We start from the raw sequence: 17,427 nt of genomic DNA on the forward strand, positions 1-17,427 counted from the left end.
TTCGTATATCCCCATCTGCCTTGCCATATACTTTGAAGAGGAAGGAAAGGAGTGATTCTTGTGGAACTGTTTGCTGTATGGACCGATGTATCTGGGCAAGAGGAAGCGGATCAATTTTATCGTTGTGTCAAGGAAAAAACCAAAGGTTTACATATAAGTAAAAGAGGATTCAGGCTTGTCTTCAAACATAATGATGGAAGAGCAGCCTGGGTGTGCAGAGGGAATGAGAATCACGAAGACTTCCAGCAATGGCTTCCCCGGATTAGTGATCTGCTCTCCCTTGGGCTCGCCGATTTCATTATGGAGACACAAGAACGTAACATGGTGGAGGATATGATCGCCAAGGCATGTTCTGTCATGGATGAGCATGAGGTGGAGAAGGTCAATCGAATCTGCATGCCACTACTATTAAATGGTGATCTGGATCAACCTGGACTCCGGGAGCGCCGTCGTACTACGTTGGCTAGTGGACTACGGCAGGATTTGGAGGATGTTCACTTTTTTCACCTTGAAGGCATTATCAACTTCCGCATACGGCCATATAAACAGGAGCTTCAGGAATTAGTGGAGTATGCGCTGGATGAATTCTGGATGGATCGGCAGTATGAAGAGTTTATGGGGCTGTTAAAATATTTTGTTTTTTTTCAAGAAGCCAAAGTACCTCTGGTTCATCTTGTACACAAGGGAATGCATGAATTTCAGGTCCTGGATGCTGGACTTAATCTGTTACCCGTACAAAAGGATGAACAGGTCGTTGTGGAAATGCCCGGTCTGGAACTGGAGATGGATATTGAAGATATGATTGTAAGTACTCTCATCTCGATCTCTCCTGAGAAAGTTATGCTGCATACGCGTACCCCCGATCTGCCGATCATCTCGACCATCTGTCAGATCTTTGAAGACAAAGTGCAAATCTGCCATCATTGCCCGGAATGTGAAGTGCTGCGTTCAGGATTGTTGACAGGTCTTGACGCAAGTGATCTCGGCAATTATAATAACTGTTGATCCATGATTTTTTCATGTGAACCATTGAACCAAAAGCGTTGACAAAGACAACGACCACACGCAAGATCGGTGCAGAGAGAGGAACCTTGGCTGAAATTTCCTCCGGTTATCACGTATGGTTTACCCCTTTGTAGCTGCAATTTTGAAAGTGGATTTAGAACATCGCCTTTACTGGAGATTATCCGCGAGTAAGGATCTGCCGGGTCATGCCCGTTATCGTCATGCCAATGAGGGCTGTGTCTCCGAATAGGATGAATCAGCTGAATTAGGGTGGAACCACGAGTATATATCACTCGTCCCTTTGCCGGGACGGGTGTTTTTTGCGTTCCTTTGCAAAATGATTGGAATAGCATTAGATAATCAATCCATGAACATTAGGACATGAAGGTTACATTAACAGGAGGAATGAGACAAATGGCAGTTAACATTAAATTACCGGATGGTTCGGTACGTGAGTACGCGGATGGCAGCACCATTGAGGACGTAGCGGCTTCGATTAGCAGCGGATTGCGCAAAAATGCCGTAGCCGGCAAGCTGGATGGTATCGTGGTGGACTTGTCCACAACACTTCATGAAGGAGCATTGGTGGAGATCGTAACTTTGGATTCACCAGAAGGACTTGAAGTGATGCGTCATAGTACAGCTCACTTGATGGCTCAAGCAGTGAAACGTTTATTTGGTAACCAAGAGGTACGCCTTGGTATTGGCCCGGTCATCGAAGATGGTTTTTACTATGATATGGACCTCGAACACCCGCTCAATCCTGAAGATCTGCAAAAGATCGAGAAGGAAATGGAGCGTATTGTAAACGAGAACTTGCCAATTGTACGTAAGGAAGTTAGCCGCGAGGACGCGATCAAAACGTTCGAAGAAGTGGGCGATCCCTACAAACTTGAGTTGATTCGTGACTTGCCTGAAGACAGCGTGATCACGATTTACGAGCAAGGTGAATTCTTCGACTTGTGTCGTGGTCCTCACGTGCCATCGACTAGCAAAATCAAAGTGTTCAAACTGATGAATGTCGCGGGTGCTTACTGGCGTGGAGATAGCAAAAACAAAATGCTTCAACGTATCTATGGTACGGCTTTTGTGAAAAAAGCACAGCTGGACGAGCATTTGCACTTCCTCGAAGAGGCTCGCAAACGGGATCACCGCAAGCTGGGTAAAGAGCTCGAAATGTTCACATTCTCCCAACTGGTTGGCCAAGGTCTGCCAATCTGGTTGCCTAACGGTGCGAAGCTGCGCCGTACCCTGGAGCGTTATATTGTGGATCTAGAAGAAAGCCTTGGATACCAGCATGTATACACACCGGTTCTGGGTAACGTGGAATTGTACAAGACATCTGGACACTGGGAGCACTACCAGGAAGATATGTTCCCGAAAATGGTTATGGATAACGAGGAACTCGTTCTCCGTCCAATGAACTGTCCTCACCATATGATGGTGTACAAGTCCAGCATGCACAGCTACCGTGATCTGCCAATCCGTATTGCCGAGCTTGGCATGATGCACCGTTATGAAATGTCAGGAGCGTTGACAGGTCTGCACCGTGTACGTGCAATGACTCTGAATGACTCACACATTTTTGCACGCCCGGATCAGATTAAAGAAGAGTTCGCTCGTGTTATCGAGTTGATTCAAACCGTGTACAAGGATTTCGGTATCAACGAATATCGTTTCCGTCTGTCGTATCGCGATCCGAAGGATACCGAGAAATACTTCCAGAACGACGAGATGTGGGAGATGTCCCAACGCATGCTGCGTGAAGTTGTGGAAGAGCTTGACCTTCCATTCTATGAAGCAGAAGGTGAAGCTGCGTTCTACGGTCCGAAGCTGGATGTGCAGATCAAAACAGCATTGGGCAAAGAAGAGACATTGTCTACAGTCCAACTGGACTTCCTGTTGCCTGAGCGCTTTGAGCTTGAATATGTGGGAGATGACGGACAGAAACATCGTCCGGTCGTTATTCACCGTGGTGTAATCAGTACGATGGAACGTTTCACAGCATTCTTGCTGGAGAACTTTGCAGGAGCTTTCCCGCTGTGGTTGTCTCCGGTTCAGGCCAAAGTGATCCCGGTATCCGGAAACTTCGACGATTATGCGCGTGAAGTGGAAGCGAAGCTGAAACGTGCGGGAATCTCTGCTGAAGCTGATCTGCGGAATGAGAAGCTTGGATATAAAATCCGTGAGGCGCAGCTTGAGAAAATGCCTTATATGTTTGTTGTCGGTGAGAATGAGCGTAATGCAGAAGCGGTATCCGTGCGTAAGCGTGGAGAAGGCGATCTTGGCATGAAACCGGTCGATGAAATTATTGCACAATTGAAAGAGGAAATTGCAACACGTTTGGTGTAAATGAACCATTGATTTATGGGATAACCATTGCATAAGCTGAGTTGATTTATCTGAATAAACGCCTGAGTAACTTGGGAACTCCCTTGTTGTTCAGGCGTTTTTTCGTCGTTTTCAATTTTGAAAAGTATAGATTAATTGCTTTTTGGAAAACCTTTGCAGTGAGGGGGAGGTTGTACAATGAAAAAGCAATTCTCAATTCAAAAGAAAACGATACGGTGTTTACTGGTTGGTTGTGTAATGTTCGCCGGAATAATGATCAGCCTGAATCAGGCGGATGCGTATACATTTGAAGAGGAAAGTGCAGTACTTCATGTCGAGAGTCGAAGCAGTGAGACTTCGATTGAGCGTTCGAGCAAGTCTAATCAAGAATTTTCGGAACAGGCCGACCATCTATACAGCGATGAGGCCCAACTGACAACCATGGTATACATGGCTTTACTGTGGTCACCACAACCGATGGTCATTCCAAAGCCGGAGCTTCCAGATAAACAAGTGGGTAATCCATCTATGCCTGTGCTTGCCCCACGTTCAGAACAGGTTCTTGGCACACAGAAGGTGACAGCAACAGGATATACGGCAGGTGTGGAGTCTACAGGTAAAGGCCCCAAACATCCACAATACGGAATTACGTATTCCGGTGTCAAAGTACGCCGTGATAAAGAAACCGTCTCCACGATTGCAGCTGATCCAAAGTTGTTTCCAATGGGCTCCATTCTATATATTCCGGGCTATGGATACGGGATTGTTGCAGATACCGGTTCGGCGATCAAAGGCAATAAAATTGATCTGTATTTCCCGACAACCAAGCAAGTGTATAAGGAGTGGGGCAAAAAGGATGTGGAGGTACAGGTGATCAGGCAAGGCGCTGGAAAGTGTACAGAAAAGATGCTCAGCGATTTGGCTGATGCGATCAATGTGTACAAATCTGTACCGGATTCTTGGTTGGACAAGGCCATTTAATTTCACATGTGAACATGAATAACAGAAGTGCTCTCTCCACATAATACTGACTGGGGACGAACCCCGCGGTGCAGCAATGCATCGTAAATATGAAGAGAGAGGTGATTCGTTGTGGCTAAAAAATCACAAGGGTATCAAACGCCGAACGAGAAGTACAATGCAGAGTTTGGAGAAGAGAATGCAGCATCTAAAGTGAAGCAATCCGCTCAAAACAAAGTTCAAGATAATTTCCAAACACCTGATGAAAAATTCAATGCCGAGTTCGGTGTAGAAAACACAGGCCAAACTGGCCAAGGTCAAGGCAAAGCATCCAAATACAAAAAATAAATGAAGATTCATTAACCCAATGATGATTCAGCACCCTGGAGCAGCAGCTCCAGGGTGTTTTACATATGCGAAGTTTTTACAAAAATATCCTCACATCTCAGTCTTGAGACCGAGATGACTTCCACCTGCCGCCGCTGTTCTCATTGCCTTGTCTGAGTTACACTGGATACATAATAAAGACGAAGGAGACATGAGCGATGAAACGATCTACGCGTGACCGCTGGTGGGTTGGCATACCTCTTATTGCTATAGGTGCAATGATCTTGTTCAGACAATTGGGATATGACATTGATGTAGGATATATTTTCAGAACATATTGGCCGTTATTTTTAATCTGGTGGGGGGCCAAGGGAATCTCCGAGATTCGTCGCAACGGGGGTTATGCTTTTATTGGACCGGTCATCGTACTGGGGATTGGTGGTTACTTTCTTGCCCGTAACCTGGGATGGATTGATTACTCCATGGGGGAGTTCATCCGTTACCTGATCCCGGTTATGCTAATTGGCGGAGGATTATTCGTACTGATTGGGCCACGACGTCGCGACCGGAAACATCATGATAAAATGCAGCCACCTCCAGCACCTGAGCAACCTTATAAACCGTTGTCTCCTGAGGATCTGGAAATGCCATCTTCGTTTGACGAACAGTTCGAGAAAACTTTTGGCAAACCTAAGCAGGAACAGAAGAACGCCTCATATGGTCCTCATTTCACAGGATCAACAGATTCATCATCACAAGAGCATCAATATAAGAAGAAATATCAATCGCATAACTCAAGTGATACTGGATATGAAAAACATTATGATGATGACTACGGGAATGGTTATGGGGATTATGGCAGTGGCAATACCATTAATAAATCAGCGTTCATTGGGGATTTGTATATGGGACAGGAAGTGTTCTCGTTGAAACCGATGAACATCTCGGCCTTTATCGGAGATACCGTTATTGATTTGACCAAAGCACAGATTCCATACGGTGAGACGAAGATTGTCATTTCTTCATTTATCGGTGATGTAAAAGTATTTGTACCAGAAGATATGGACCTGGGTGTGACGGTGACGACGAATTCATTCATTGGAGACATGTCATTGTTGAATCAGAAACGCGGCGGATTCCTGAGTAGTGCGCAGGCTGAAACTGCCCATTATCGTGAGGCAAGCAAAAAGGTGCGCATTATTGTAAGTGTGTTTATCGGAGACGTCAAAGTTAATAAGGTGGGTTAATGCATGATTCGAACAATTCTCAAGGCCAATAAGTGGGAACTGATGATGTATTTTGCGTTAACGGGTCTGATTACGCTGGGTGGGTTCTATCTATTATATGGAGAGGTGTTGATGGGGGCTGGCCGTCAAAGGGCATGGACCTATGTTGCCGTTATTGTGCTAGCCACCGTTATCACCGGATATATCGCCGCATTACGACTTCAGCGCAAGATCGACCTGCTCGATCTTAACATGTTGAAAGTGTCCAAGGGTAATCTGGCGGTACGCATGCCTGAAGCGGATGACGCTTCGTTCGGTCGTGTCTACCAGGAGTTCAATGTCATGATGGATTCGATTGAGAAAAAGATGAGACTGCTTCAGCGTCTCGGTGAGCAGGAAGTGATTGAGAAGGAGCAGGCCTCGGAGCGCGCTGTGCTTGAAGAGCGCAAACGAATGGCAAGGGATCTCCATGACACGGTTAGCCAGCAGCTGTTTGCCATGCATATGTCGGCTTCATCCTTACCACGTCTGCTGGAGATGAATCCGGAGCATGGCGGTAAAGTGCTGGACCAGTTAATTCAGATGTCACATATTGCGCAGCGACAGATGCGAGGACTCATTGCCCAACTTCGACCGGTGGAGCTGGAAGGGCGTGATCTCAGCGCGGCACTGGATAGCTGGTTTCCTGATTATTGCCGGCAGAATGGTCTTAAAGGTGTGAAAGAGCTGGAACTGGATGGCGGAATCTCGGATGCCATTGAGCACCAGCTGTTTCTTGTTATTCAGGAGGCGGTTGCCAATGTTGTGAAACATGCAGAGGCAGGGGTGGTCAGTCTGTCCATACGGGAGAGTGAACATCAGATCAGCATGAGCATCAGCGATGATGGTCAGGGATTTTTGCATCAAGCCGAGCGTCCAGGTTCATATGGGTTATCTACCATGCGTGAACGGGCCGAGAAGCTTGGGGGGCAAGTCCAGATTATATCGAAGCCGGGAGCGGGAACGACGGTACGGGTATTGATCCCGAAATTTCCGAATGTTTCTGAATGAATTAAGGGGGAGACGAAATGAGTGGGAAAGTAAACGTAATGATTGTGGATGACCATGACATGGTACGAATGGGCTTGAAAACGTATCTGATGCTGGAACCTACTTTTCATGTGATGGGAGAAGCAGGCCATGGGCAGGATGCGCTCGATCAGTTGCGCAAATTAAATGATAATGAAATGCCCGACTTGATCCTCATGGATCTGATGATGCCGATCATGAATGGCGCAGAAGCAACACAAGCTATCATGACTGAATTTCCAGGGATGAAGATCGTGATGCTCACCAGTTTCCTGGAGGATGATCTTGTTGTGCAAGCGATTGAAGCGGGTGCGGTAAGTTATGTGCTCAAGACAGTCTCTGCTGAAGAATTGATCTATGCTCTTCAAGGGGCTTACAGAGGCATGCCTGTTATGACAGGTGATGTGTCGCAGGCATTGACTCGGGGAATCAGGCAACGTACAGCGAGAGAGAGTGAATCTGGCTTGACTGAACGGGAAAAGGAAGTGCTGTTGCTTATTGCAGAGGGGAAGACCAACAAAGACATTGGAGAAGAATTACATATCAGTATCAAAACCGTCAAAACACATGTGAGCAACCTGCTGATGAAATGTGAGATGGACGATCGAACCCAATTGGCAATCTATGCGCATCGTCAGGGCTGGGTGAAAACGAAAGGATAAAATCCCGTTATGACGGGAAAAACAATCTATTCTTCCGTGCTTTTATCTCCTTTTTAATTGTTTTTAAGGTACGGTTAAGGTTTAAAGTACAAAATAAGGACAGTTAAAGAATATCTCTTGGGAATAAGAGATTGGGAGGTAGAGAGGCATGGACGAACGCAATTATAGATCGAACCGTCAAGACGAGGAAAACGAAACCAAACAAACGGAGAATCGCAATTCTTCCGGAACGGACGAATCCTCCTATTATTATTCTTATGGACCTTTTCAGTCCGTGAATCAGGAAGATACAGCAAACCACATGGGAAGCAATAATCAACGTGAAGAAGGAAATGTAGAGATTACAAAACCTGATCCGGTGAGACCCGTACCTACTTACTACAATAATCAATCCTCCGAGCAAGCGACAAGATCAACAGGAGGCGGTGGAAACGGCTCAGGTAATGGTGGAGATCAAGGGAATGGCGGCAAAGGCAACTGGAACTATAATAACCGCAAGCCGCGTTCATCCGTAAGATCACTGTTGTTCTCTTTTATTGCCGGCATGCTGGTCATTACCGTTCTCATGTACACAGCCGATAGAACAAATATGTTCACACCGGAGACTGCACTTACGAACACGGAAAATCAAAGCTCGGGACAGGAAGCGTCCACAAACACAGGCGGAGGCAACAATGTGACAGCATCGTTACTGCCAACAGGCAAAGAAGATGTCTCTTCCGTAGTGACGAGTACAAGTCCAGCTGTTGTCAAAATCGAAACACTCGCGAAACAGTCCTCGCGTACAGGAATGGGTCAGGGTGGATCGAACACAAGTGATCCGTTGTACCAATACTTCTTCGGTAATGGGGGCGGAACGGAAGGCAATCAAGGTCAGAGCCAGCAACAACAGCAAGGCAGTAATCAATTAGTACCCCTAGGCATTGGTTCCGGATTCATTTTTGACAAAGAAGGATATATCCTGACGAATCAACACGTAGTTCAGGGTGCGGACGTAATCCAGGTAACCTTGGAGAACAACAGTAAACCTTATGAAGCTAAACTTCTGGGAAGCAGCTTCGATCTGGATTTAGCTGTACTGAAAATTGAGAAAAACAGTGGTGACGATGCGTTCCCTGTAGCTCCACTGGGTGACTCCAACAGCACTCAAGTCGGTGAGTGGCTTGTAGCGATCGGTAACCCTGAAGGATTCGAACACACGGTTACAGCAGGTGTGCTGAGTGCCAAAGAACGTACAATCAGCATTCCAGATGAAGAAACAGGAAAAACACGTGAGTACAGCCATTTGCTGCAAACAGATGCTTCGATTAATCCGGGTAACTCTGGTGGTCCGTTGCTGAACCTGAATGGGGAAGTTATCGGAATGAACGTTGCAGTAAGCGCAGATGCACAAGGGATTGGCTTTGCGATCCCATCGAGCGTTATCTCTGAAGCCGTTAAATATCTCAAAGAGAACAAAGAAGTTCCCAAAGAGCCAGTACCATTTATCGGTGCATCTCTGATGGCTCTCACGCCTGAAGTTGCTAAACAAATGGGAACAGACATTACCGAAGGTTCTGTCGTAGCTAGCACGATCTTCCAATCACCGGCTTACCAAGCAGATCTTCGTGCATATGACATCATCACTGGTGCTAATGGTACGCCGTACGCCACAAGTCAGGATCTGATTGATTTTATCAAGAAACAGAAAATTGGCAGTGAAGTGACATTGAACGTGGTTCGTGACGGTAAGAAAATGGATCTGAAAATCAAAATCGGCAATAAAAATGATTTTGATACTTCACAAACAACAGATACCCAACAGCAACAACCATAAATATTGGGTAAGGATCGAAAGAGCGGAAGGGTTTGAAGGCCCTTCCGCTTTTTTTGCCCTGATAAAGCAGGGTTACAAAGGACCAGTGAAGATTTTGAGACGCCTACTTGAAGATGCAGATTGTGCTTCTGCCTGTTACAATGGGATAAAACGTTAGGATAAAGGAGAAAGACCATGCGCTCAACTATTTTGATTGTGGATGATGACGAAAAAATTGTATCCATGCTCCGCCGGGGCTTGGCTTTTGAAGGATATGAGGTACAGACTGCTTCCAACGGAGCCGAAGGCCTTAGTAAACTGATGGACAAGGAGCCGGACATTGTTGTGCTGGATGTGATGATGCCGCAGATTGACGGATTTGAGGTATGTCGCAGATTGAGAGAAGCAGGCAGCAAAGTGCCTGTGCTAATGCTGACTGCCAAGGACGAGGTACAGAGCAGGGTGACCGGACTGGACACGGGAGCCGATGACTACCTTGTAAAACCTTTTGCGTTGGAAGAATTATTGGCGCGTGTCCGGGCATTGCTACGCCGCAAGTCAGATAGCGCAAGTACGCCGGACAACCGCTTAATGTATGAAGATATCATTTTGGACAATGACTCACGTGAAGTACTCCGAGATGGGCAACGTCTGGAACTGACTGCCAAGGAATTCGAACTGCTCAATCTGTTTATGCAAAATCCAAGACGGGTACTGTCCCGTGATCTGATTATGGATAAAATCTGGGGTTATGATTACAGCGGTGAGTCTAACGTGCTTGAGGTATACATCGCCATGCTCCGACAGAAGACCGAAGAATACGGTGGCAAACGTCTAATCCAGACCATCCGGGGAGCCGGTTATATTCTGAGAGGTGACTCCTGATATGTCCATCCGGTTAAGACTAACCGCATGGTATTCTGGCATTTTGGCGGCTGTGCTTATTTTTTGGGGCGTTGTAATCTATGCCTTTGTTTATTTTAACTCCTACCAGGAAGTCGAACAGCAATTGAAGGTGAAGAGTGCACGGATTACGGAGCAGATTGGTGTTAACCCTCTTTCGCAGTCGTTGGATCTGGACCCATTTACAGAGAGCCAGCTTCAAGAGGCTCAAATATATATTCAACTCTGGGATTATCAGAGTCGTTCGGGCATAATTTCTGGCAATATGAAGAAATTACAGATTCAGTTTCCGGTATTGAAATCCAATGAAATTCTTGAAAAGCGTGGCATATCGAAGATCTATGTGGATGGCACACCGTTTCTGGTGAATCAGCTCCCCCTTTCTCTTCAAGGTACCAATGAAGTACGTGGAATTCTTCAGGTAGGAGCCAATGTAAGTTCACAGGAGCGCCTGCTGGAAGCGTTGCTTAATATTTTGGTTTTTGGTTGGCTGGTAGCGATGGCCCTCGCTATTACCTCAGGTCTTGTTCTGGCCCGCAAGTCGATGCGTCCGCTCGTGAATGTCATTGATGCCGCAAATCAGATTCAATCAGGAGATGACCTAAGTGTACGTATTCAATATGCGGGGCCTAAGGATGAGATCGGGCGTCTGATCGAAACGGTTAATAATATGCTTGAGCGTACAGAATTGTCATTCCGCGGTTTAGAGGAGACGAATGCTGCCCAGCGCCGCTTTGTATCTGATGCATCGCATGAACTGCGTACACCGCTGACTACCATTCGGGGGAACGTGGACTTCCTGAAGAAGCTGTGGGATCAAGAGGCAACAGACCGACCGAATCTGGATGAAGAAACGGTCAGACAGATGTCCGTCGAGGCGTTGGAAGACATGGCCGATGAAGGAAAACGCATGAGCAGGCTGATCAGTGACATGTTGTCATTGGCGAGAGCGGATACAGGGCAAAAAATTGAACTGAATCCGATCCCGCTGCAGATATTGGTACAGGAAGTCGCGCGAAGATCGCAATTCCTGGATCACCATGCGGAGTGGCGTACAGGTGATCTGTCAATTCTCAATGGTATCTATGTGAATGGTAGCAAGGACTATCTGCAACAGATGCTGTTTATTTTCATCGAAAATGCGTTTAAATACACACCTGACGGCTCTGTAACGCTGGATGCCGTATTATACAAAGGTCAGGTGGGACTACGCATCAGCGACACCGGTATTGGCATGGATCGGGATGAAGTGCCGTTTATCTTTGATCGCTTCTATCGAGCGGATGAATCCCGTGGGGCTACCCCCGGCATAGGTCTGGGACTTTCGATTGCGAAGTGGATTATTGAGGAACACCAAGGATCGGTCGAGGTAGTAACCAGACGTGGAGAAGGAACAACCTTTATTATCTGGTTGCCGGTGGTCTTTGCTCCGCCTATCGAATAAAGGTATAATAGACAGGACTGCAATTACATCGGCAATGTTGTCGAGAAAGAAAGCGGGTGGCAACCAAGTGGAAGTACTACGAATTTCGCCGCGTGGATATTGTTACGGCGTTGTGGATGCGATGGTGCTCGCGCGTCAAGCGGCACGCAATCTGGATTTACCACGACCTATTTATATATTGGGTATGATTGTGCATAACCAACATGTGACGGATTCCTTTGAAGATGAAGGTATTATTACATTGGATGGTCCGAACCGAATGGATATTTTGAGCCAAGTGGAGAGTGGCACGATTATTTTTACAGCTCATGGTGTATCTCCAGAAGTGCGTAAGCTGGCAAGGGATAAAGGACTGACAACAGTGGATGCAACATGCCCTGATGTCACCAAGACACATGATCTCATTCGGGAGAAGACGGCAGAGGGTTATCAGATCATCTATATCGGCAAAAAGAATCATCCTGAACCAGAAGGTGCCGTAGGCGTTGCACCAGATCTCGTTCATCTGATCGAGAAGGAAGAAGAGATCGAAGCACTGAACATACCTCCAGGCAAAATCCTTATTACGAATCAGACCACGATGAGCCAGTGGGATATCAAACACATCATGAGCCGGCTGTTGGAGAAGTTCCCTGGCGCTGAGATTCATAATGAGATTTGTCTCGCAACTCAGGTGCGTCAGGAAGCTGTTGCTGAACAGGCAGGTCAAGCAGACCTGGTTATTGTAGTGGGTGATCCTCGCAGCAATAACTCCAACCGTCTGGCACAAGTGTCGGAGGAAATCGCGGGGGTTACGGCCTACCGTGTATCGGATGTCTCCGAGATTCAGCAAGAATGGCTGAAAGGTGTCAATAAGGTGGCGGTTACTTCGGGTGCATCAACACCTACACCGATTACGAAGGAAGTCATCCTTTACTTGGAGCAGTATGAGCATGACAAGCCGGAGACGTGGGAGATTAAGCGTACCGTGAACATGAGCAAATTGCTGCCCCCAGTTAGAGAAAAAACACGTACACCGTAGTGTGAAGGCAATGTAACTCTACGTGTATGTGAATTGCAAATGAAATGTGAATGAGAAGAATCCTGTTATGCAGAACCGAATTTGGTGCCTGTGGAGCAGGGTTCTTTTTAATATAGGATAAAGAAGGTGTACCTTGACGCAACAGGAGATCTATGGTATATTCACTTTAACGGATAAAAGCTTAAAAGCGAACAAGCGTTTAAGCGCGACAGAGTTTATATATTTAATCAGACGCACGTTAGAAACTTATTGTGCTCTCATACAAGGAAGGATGGGAATTAATATGATCGTTATTGCAGGCAAAGCCACACCGGAGGAACAGATTCAGGATATCGTAGCAGTTATTGAAAAAGAAGGGCTTCAGGTGCATATCTCTCGCGGAGAGGATCGTACTATTATTGGGTTGATTGGCAAAGTTGAACCTAAAATGCAAGAGCATCTTCGCCAAATGAAAGGTGTCGAGAATGTTGTGAAAATCTCGAAGTCCTACAAGTTGGCAAGCCGTGACTTCCATCCGGAAGATACGGTGATCTCCATCAAAGGTGTAGATATTGGCGGAAAAGAACTTGTCGTCATGGGTGGACCGTGTGCAGTTGAATCCGCTGCGCAGATTGATGAGATTGCGGGACTTGTAAAAGCTGCAGGTGGGCAAGTGTTACGTGGGGGTGCATTTAAGCCGCGTACAGGTCCTTACAGCTTCCAGGGAACGGGCGTAGAGGGATTGATCATGATGGCGGAGGCAGGTAAGAAACATGACCTGCTGACCATTACAGAAGTCATGACACCTGAGTATGTGGATATTTGCGCCGAGTACGCAGATATTCTGCAAGTAGGTACACGTAACATGCAGAACTTTGACCTGCTGCGCAAATTGGGCGAGTGTGGCAAACCGGTATTGTTGAAACGTGGCTTCAGTGCAACATATGATGAGTTGTTGAATGCGGCAGAATACATTCTTGCGGGTGGTAATCCAAATGTCATGCTGTGTGAACGTGGTATTCGTACGTTTGAATCTTACACACGTAATACGCTTGACCTGTCAGCGATCCCTGTTCTACAGTCTCTGAGCCATTTGCCGGTTATTTCTGACCCGAGCCATGGTACTGGACGACGTGAACTGGTGGAGCCGATGACAAAAGCTTCTGTTGCTGCGGGTGCCAATGGCCTGATCATTGAAATGCATACTGATCCGGATAACTCCATGACAGGAGATGGTGTGCAATCCTTGTTCCCTGATCAATTCGCGAACCTGTTGCAGGATCTGGAGAAATTGGCACCAATCGTGGGTAAATCATTCAGTACAGCTAAACAACCAGCAGCATTCTTCCCGGCACGTGTAGGCGTATAATAGAATTCATAGTCAAAGTCTGGAACATAATCCGGGCATCTCATCTGGTCTCGTTTATTGCGACGGAATCAGATAGATGCTCGGTTTTTTGCATATTTTGCAGTTTTGAACGTATTTATTAATCAATAGTGATAAGAAACATTTATGATGTGAAGTTTTTTCCATGATTTAGGATAAAAAAGGGGTCGCTTTACCGCATTAAACCAGTTAAATGTATATCAAATGTGTTGTTATGTGAATTTACGTTATTTATAAAATGTGAGTATAGCTAACATACTCGCAAAAAATACCTTACATAAGTATTGACGATGTCAGGTTTTAAAATTTATAATGACGACAGAAAAAAATTCGAATTTAGACATTTTCTTAGTGGGGTTGTTTAATGTTCGGAATATTTGGGAGGACGAATACATGTCGGTTGAAAACGTATTGAAATCAATTCAAGAGAACAACATCGAGTGGGTAGATTTTCGTTTTGTAGATTTAGCTGGTCGTGCACATCACATTTCCTTGCCAGCTTCGGCTGTTGATGCAGACACGTTCGTAAATGGAGTAGCTTTTGACGGTTCTTCTATCCAAGGTTTCCGCGGAATTGAAGAGTCCGATATGGTTATGATGCCAGACCCTGAAGCGACTTATGTCGATCCGTTCACTGCACACCCTACATTAAATGTTATGTGTGATATCTTCACTCCAGACGGCGAGCGTTATGAGCGTGACCCACGTAGCATCGCTGTTAAAGCAGAAGCTTATTTGCAAGAAAGCGGTGTAGGTACAGCGGCATTCTTCGCACCTGAATCCGAGTTCTTCATCTTCGACGATGTACGTTATGAGAGCGGCACGAACAGCTCTTCCTACTACGTAGATTCCGAAGAAGCTTCATGGAACACGAACCGCAAAGAAGAAGGCGGAAACCTGGGCTTCAAAGTACGCACTAAAGGTGGATATGTTCCAGTAGCTCCAGTCGATACACAACAAGATATTCGTAGCGAAATGTGTCGCCTTTTGGAAGAAGCGGGTCTGTCGATTGAGCGTCATCACCATGAAGTGGCGACAGCAGGTCAAGCCGAAATCAACTTCCGTTTTGATACACTGAAGAAAACAGCAGATAACCTGCTTGCATACAAATACATCGTGCACAACACTGCACGTCAATATGGTAAAGTAGCAACATTCATGCCAAAACCATTGTTCGGTGATAATGGTAGCGGAATGCACGTTCACCAATCCATCTTTGATGGCGATTCCCCATTGTTCTATGACAAAGCGGGATATGCTAACCTGAGTGAAATGGCTCTGCACTACATCGGCGGTATCCTGTACCATGCTCCGGCACTGATCGCTTTGACTAACCCGAGTACAAACTCGTTCAAACGTCTTGTACCTGGTTACGAAGCACCAGTTAACTTGGTTTACTCCAAAGGTAACCGTTCCGCAGCAGTTCGTATTCCGGTTGCAGCTGTGACACCAAAAGGTTGTCGTATCGAGTTCCGTACACCAGACTCCACAGCTAACCCATACTTGGCATTCTCCGCAATGTTGATGGCTGGTCTGGATGGAATCAAACGCAAAATCAACCCAACTGAACTTGGATATGGTCCGCTCGACAAAAACATCTATGACCTGTCTGATGCAGATAAAGAAAATATCCGCAGTGTGCCAGCTTCCCTCGAAGAAGCACTGGATGCATTGGCAGCGGATAACGAGTTCTTGACTGAAGGCGGCGTATTCACAAAAGAATTCATTGAAAACTACATCAACCTCAAGCGCGATGAAGCGAAAGCAGTAGCGATCCGCATTCATCCGCACGAGTACAGCCTTTACTTCGACTGCTAATCGGTCGGGGTCGGAACAGAACTTGTTGCAACTTAAAGCCTCCGGGACACAATCTCGGGGGCTTTTCCTTGAATTAAACAATGTAGTGCTTTAACTTTGCAGGGTGATAAAGGAATTTGATGGCCTGAATTGAACACTTCAGTGCATATTGCCCTTGAAGCAGATAGAGAATACTGATATCATAGCGATAATATTCACTTTGAGTGCATTTCGCACAAATCCATAGAGCGACTTTCAATAAGTAAGATATAGATCAAAATTATTCAATTTGTCTATATCTTATACCCGTGAGCGAGTCTAATCGAATTGTGCAAAATGCTGTTTGTATGTCAGAGTTACGGATGGAAAGGGCGGGGGATTTTGTGACAAAAAGAGCGTATAACTTTAATGCAGGACCTGCGGCGTTACCACTTGAGGTACTGGAGCGTGCACAGGCGGAATTTGTAGATTTTCGTAATACAGGCATGTCGATTATGGAGATGTCTCACCGTGGAGCGGTGTATGAGTCTGTACATAATGAAGCTCAGGAGCGGTTGTTGTCGCTTCTAGGCAATCCAAAAGGATACAAGGTTCTCTTTCTGCAGGGCGGTGCAAGCACTCAGTTCGCGATGTTGCCAATGAATCTGCTCGGTGCAGGTCAGACTGCAAGTTACGTGATGACCGGCAGCTGGGCCAAGAAGGCTCTGTCTGAGGCGAAATTGATCGGCGAGACACATGTTGCTGCATCTTCGGAAGCAGAGAAATTCATGAAATTGCCGGATGTTTCGAATCTGAGCCTGCCTGAACGTACGGCTTATGTGCATCTTACTTCCAACGAAACGATTGAAGGTACGCAATTTAAGTCATTCCCGGATACCGGTTCAGTACCTCTGATTGCCGACATGTCGAGTGATATTTTCTGTAAACCATTCGATCTCAATCAGTTTGGTATGATCTATGCAGGTGCACAGAAGAACCTGGGACCATCGGGGATTACGGTTGTGATTGCTCGTGAGGAACTGGTGAGTGAATCGCCTAAAACGATTCCAACCATGCTTCGTTACAGTACGCATGTAGACAACAACTCCCTATACAATACGCCGCCATCCTTCTCAGTATATATGGTAAATGAAGTATTGAAATGGATTGAAGAACAGGGCGGATTAACTGGTATTGAGCAAAAAAATACGAAAAAAGCTGAATTGCTTTACAACGCAATTGATGCTTCCGGTGATTTCTACCGTGGTTGTGTGGAACCGGAAGATCGTTCCCTGATGAATGTAACCTTCCGTCTTGCTTCGGAGGAACTGGAGAAGAAGTTCATCAAGGCATCGGAGGAAGAAGGATTCGTAGGTCTGAAGGGACATCGCAGTGTGGGTGGTCTACGTGCCTCCATTTACAATGCGGCTCCTTATGAGAGTGTTAAGGCACTGACAGACTTCATGAGTCACTTCCAGAAGACAAATGGATAATTAAGTAGGGGTACGGAGTCATGGACCATAGTGTCTAATCCTGTGCCTTA

At 46.1% G+C, this 17,427-nt stretch carries 14 protein-coding genes; all 14 read left to right on the forward strand.

Going from position 1 to position 17,427, the window contains the following annotated elements; genetic code table 11:
* Positions 1-51: 51 nt before the first annotated feature.
* The 14 genes from MKZ12_RS09170 to serC all read left to right on the forward strand — a co-directional run bounded on the left by MKZ12_RS09170 (position 52) and on the right by serC (position 17,377).
* Positions 52-1,005, forward strand: a complete 954-nt coding sequence (locus MKZ12_RS09170) for a putative sporulation protein YtxC (protein ID WP_339240871.1) — start codon at positions 52-54, stop codon at positions 1,003-1,005.
* A 414-nt stretch (positions 1,006-1,419) separates the two neighbouring features.
* The gene (gene thrS / locus MKZ12_RS09175) at positions 1,420-3,357 is read left to right on the forward strand and encodes a threonine--tRNA ligase (protein WP_339240873.1); all 1,938 of its coding nucleotides are present in this window, start codon (positions 1,420-1,422) and stop codon (positions 3,355-3,357) included.
* A gap of 177 nt (positions 3,358-3,534) precedes the next feature.
* Positions 3,535-4,317, forward strand: a complete 783-nt coding sequence (locus MKZ12_RS09180) for a 3D domain-containing protein (RefSeq protein ID WP_339260052.1) — start codon at positions 3,535-3,537, stop codon at positions 4,315-4,317.
* Between the two features lie 111 nt (positions 4,318-4,428).
* Complete coding sequence (locus MKZ12_RS09185) at positions 4,429-4,644, forward strand: hypothetical protein (protein WP_339240876.1); 216 nt, start codon at positions 4,429-4,431, stop codon at positions 4,642-4,644.
* A 197-nt stretch (positions 4,645-4,841) separates the two neighbouring features.
* Positions 4,842-5,870, forward strand: coding sequence for a cell wall-active antibiotics response protein LiaF (gene liaF / locus MKZ12_RS09190; RefSeq protein ID WP_339260054.1), 1,029 nt, complete (start codon positions 4,842-4,844; stop codon positions 5,868-5,870).
* Positions 5,871-5,873: 3 nt separating this feature from the next.
* Positions 5,874-6,899, forward strand: coding sequence for a sensor histidine kinase (locus tag MKZ12_RS09195; RefSeq protein WP_339240879.1), 1,026 nt, complete (start codon positions 5,874-5,876; stop codon positions 6,897-6,899).
* A gap of 17 nt (positions 6,900-6,916) precedes the next feature.
* On the forward strand, positions 6,917-7,579 hold the full coding sequence (locus MKZ12_RS09200; protein WP_339240881.1) for a response regulator transcription factor: 663 nt from the start codon (positions 6,917-6,919) through the stop codon (positions 7,577-7,579).
* A 148-nt stretch (positions 7,580-7,727) separates the two neighbouring features.
* Positions 7,728-9,395, forward strand: a complete 1,668-nt coding sequence (locus tag MKZ12_RS09205) for a trypsin-like peptidase domain-containing protein (RefSeq protein ID WP_339240882.1) — start codon at positions 7,728-7,730, stop codon at positions 9,393-9,395.
* Between the two features lie 174 nt (positions 9,396-9,569).
* The gene (locus tag MKZ12_RS09210) at positions 9,570-10,259 is read left to right on the forward strand and encodes a response regulator transcription factor (protein WP_339240884.1); all 690 of its coding nucleotides are present in this window, start codon (positions 9,570-9,572) and stop codon (positions 10,257-10,259) included.
* A gap of 1 nt (position 10,260) precedes the next feature.
* Positions 10,261-11,721, forward strand: coding sequence for a HAMP domain-containing sensor histidine kinase (locus tag MKZ12_RS09215; RefSeq protein ID WP_339240886.1), 1,461 nt, complete (start codon positions 10,261-10,263; stop codon positions 11,719-11,721).
* A gap of 67 nt (positions 11,722-11,788) precedes the next feature.
* On the forward strand, positions 11,789-12,742 hold the full coding sequence (locus tag MKZ12_RS09220; RefSeq protein ID WP_339240888.1) for a 4-hydroxy-3-methylbut-2-enyl diphosphate reductase: 954 nt from the start codon (positions 11,789-11,791) through the stop codon (positions 12,740-12,742).
* A 283-nt stretch (positions 12,743-13,025) separates the two neighbouring features.
* On the forward strand, positions 13,026-14,090 hold the full coding sequence (aroF, locus tag MKZ12_RS09225; protein WP_150364800.1) for a 3-deoxy-7-phosphoheptulonate synthase: 1,065 nt from the start codon (positions 13,026-13,028) through the stop codon (positions 14,088-14,090).
* A gap of 411 nt (positions 14,091-14,501) precedes the next feature.
* Positions 14,502-15,926, forward strand: coding sequence for a type I glutamate--ammonia ligase (glnA, locus tag MKZ12_RS09230; protein WP_074094318.1), 1,425 nt, complete (start codon positions 14,502-14,504; stop codon positions 15,924-15,926).
* Between the two features lie 362 nt (positions 15,927-16,288).
* Positions 16,289-17,377 carry a 3-phosphoserine/phosphohydroxythreonine transaminase gene (gene serC / locus MKZ12_RS09235; RefSeq protein ID WP_339240891.1) on the forward strand — a complete coding sequence of 363 codons (1,089 nt, stop codon included), beginning with the start codon at positions 16,289-16,291 and terminating at the stop codon, positions 17,375-17,377.
* The last annotated feature ends 50 nt before the right edge of the window (positions 17,378-17,427 follow it).

Source organism: Paenibacillus sp. FSL R5-0713 (genome assembly GCF_037973325.1).
Taxonomy (GTDB): Bacteria; Bacillota; Bacilli; order Paenibacillales; family Paenibacillaceae; genus Paenibacillus.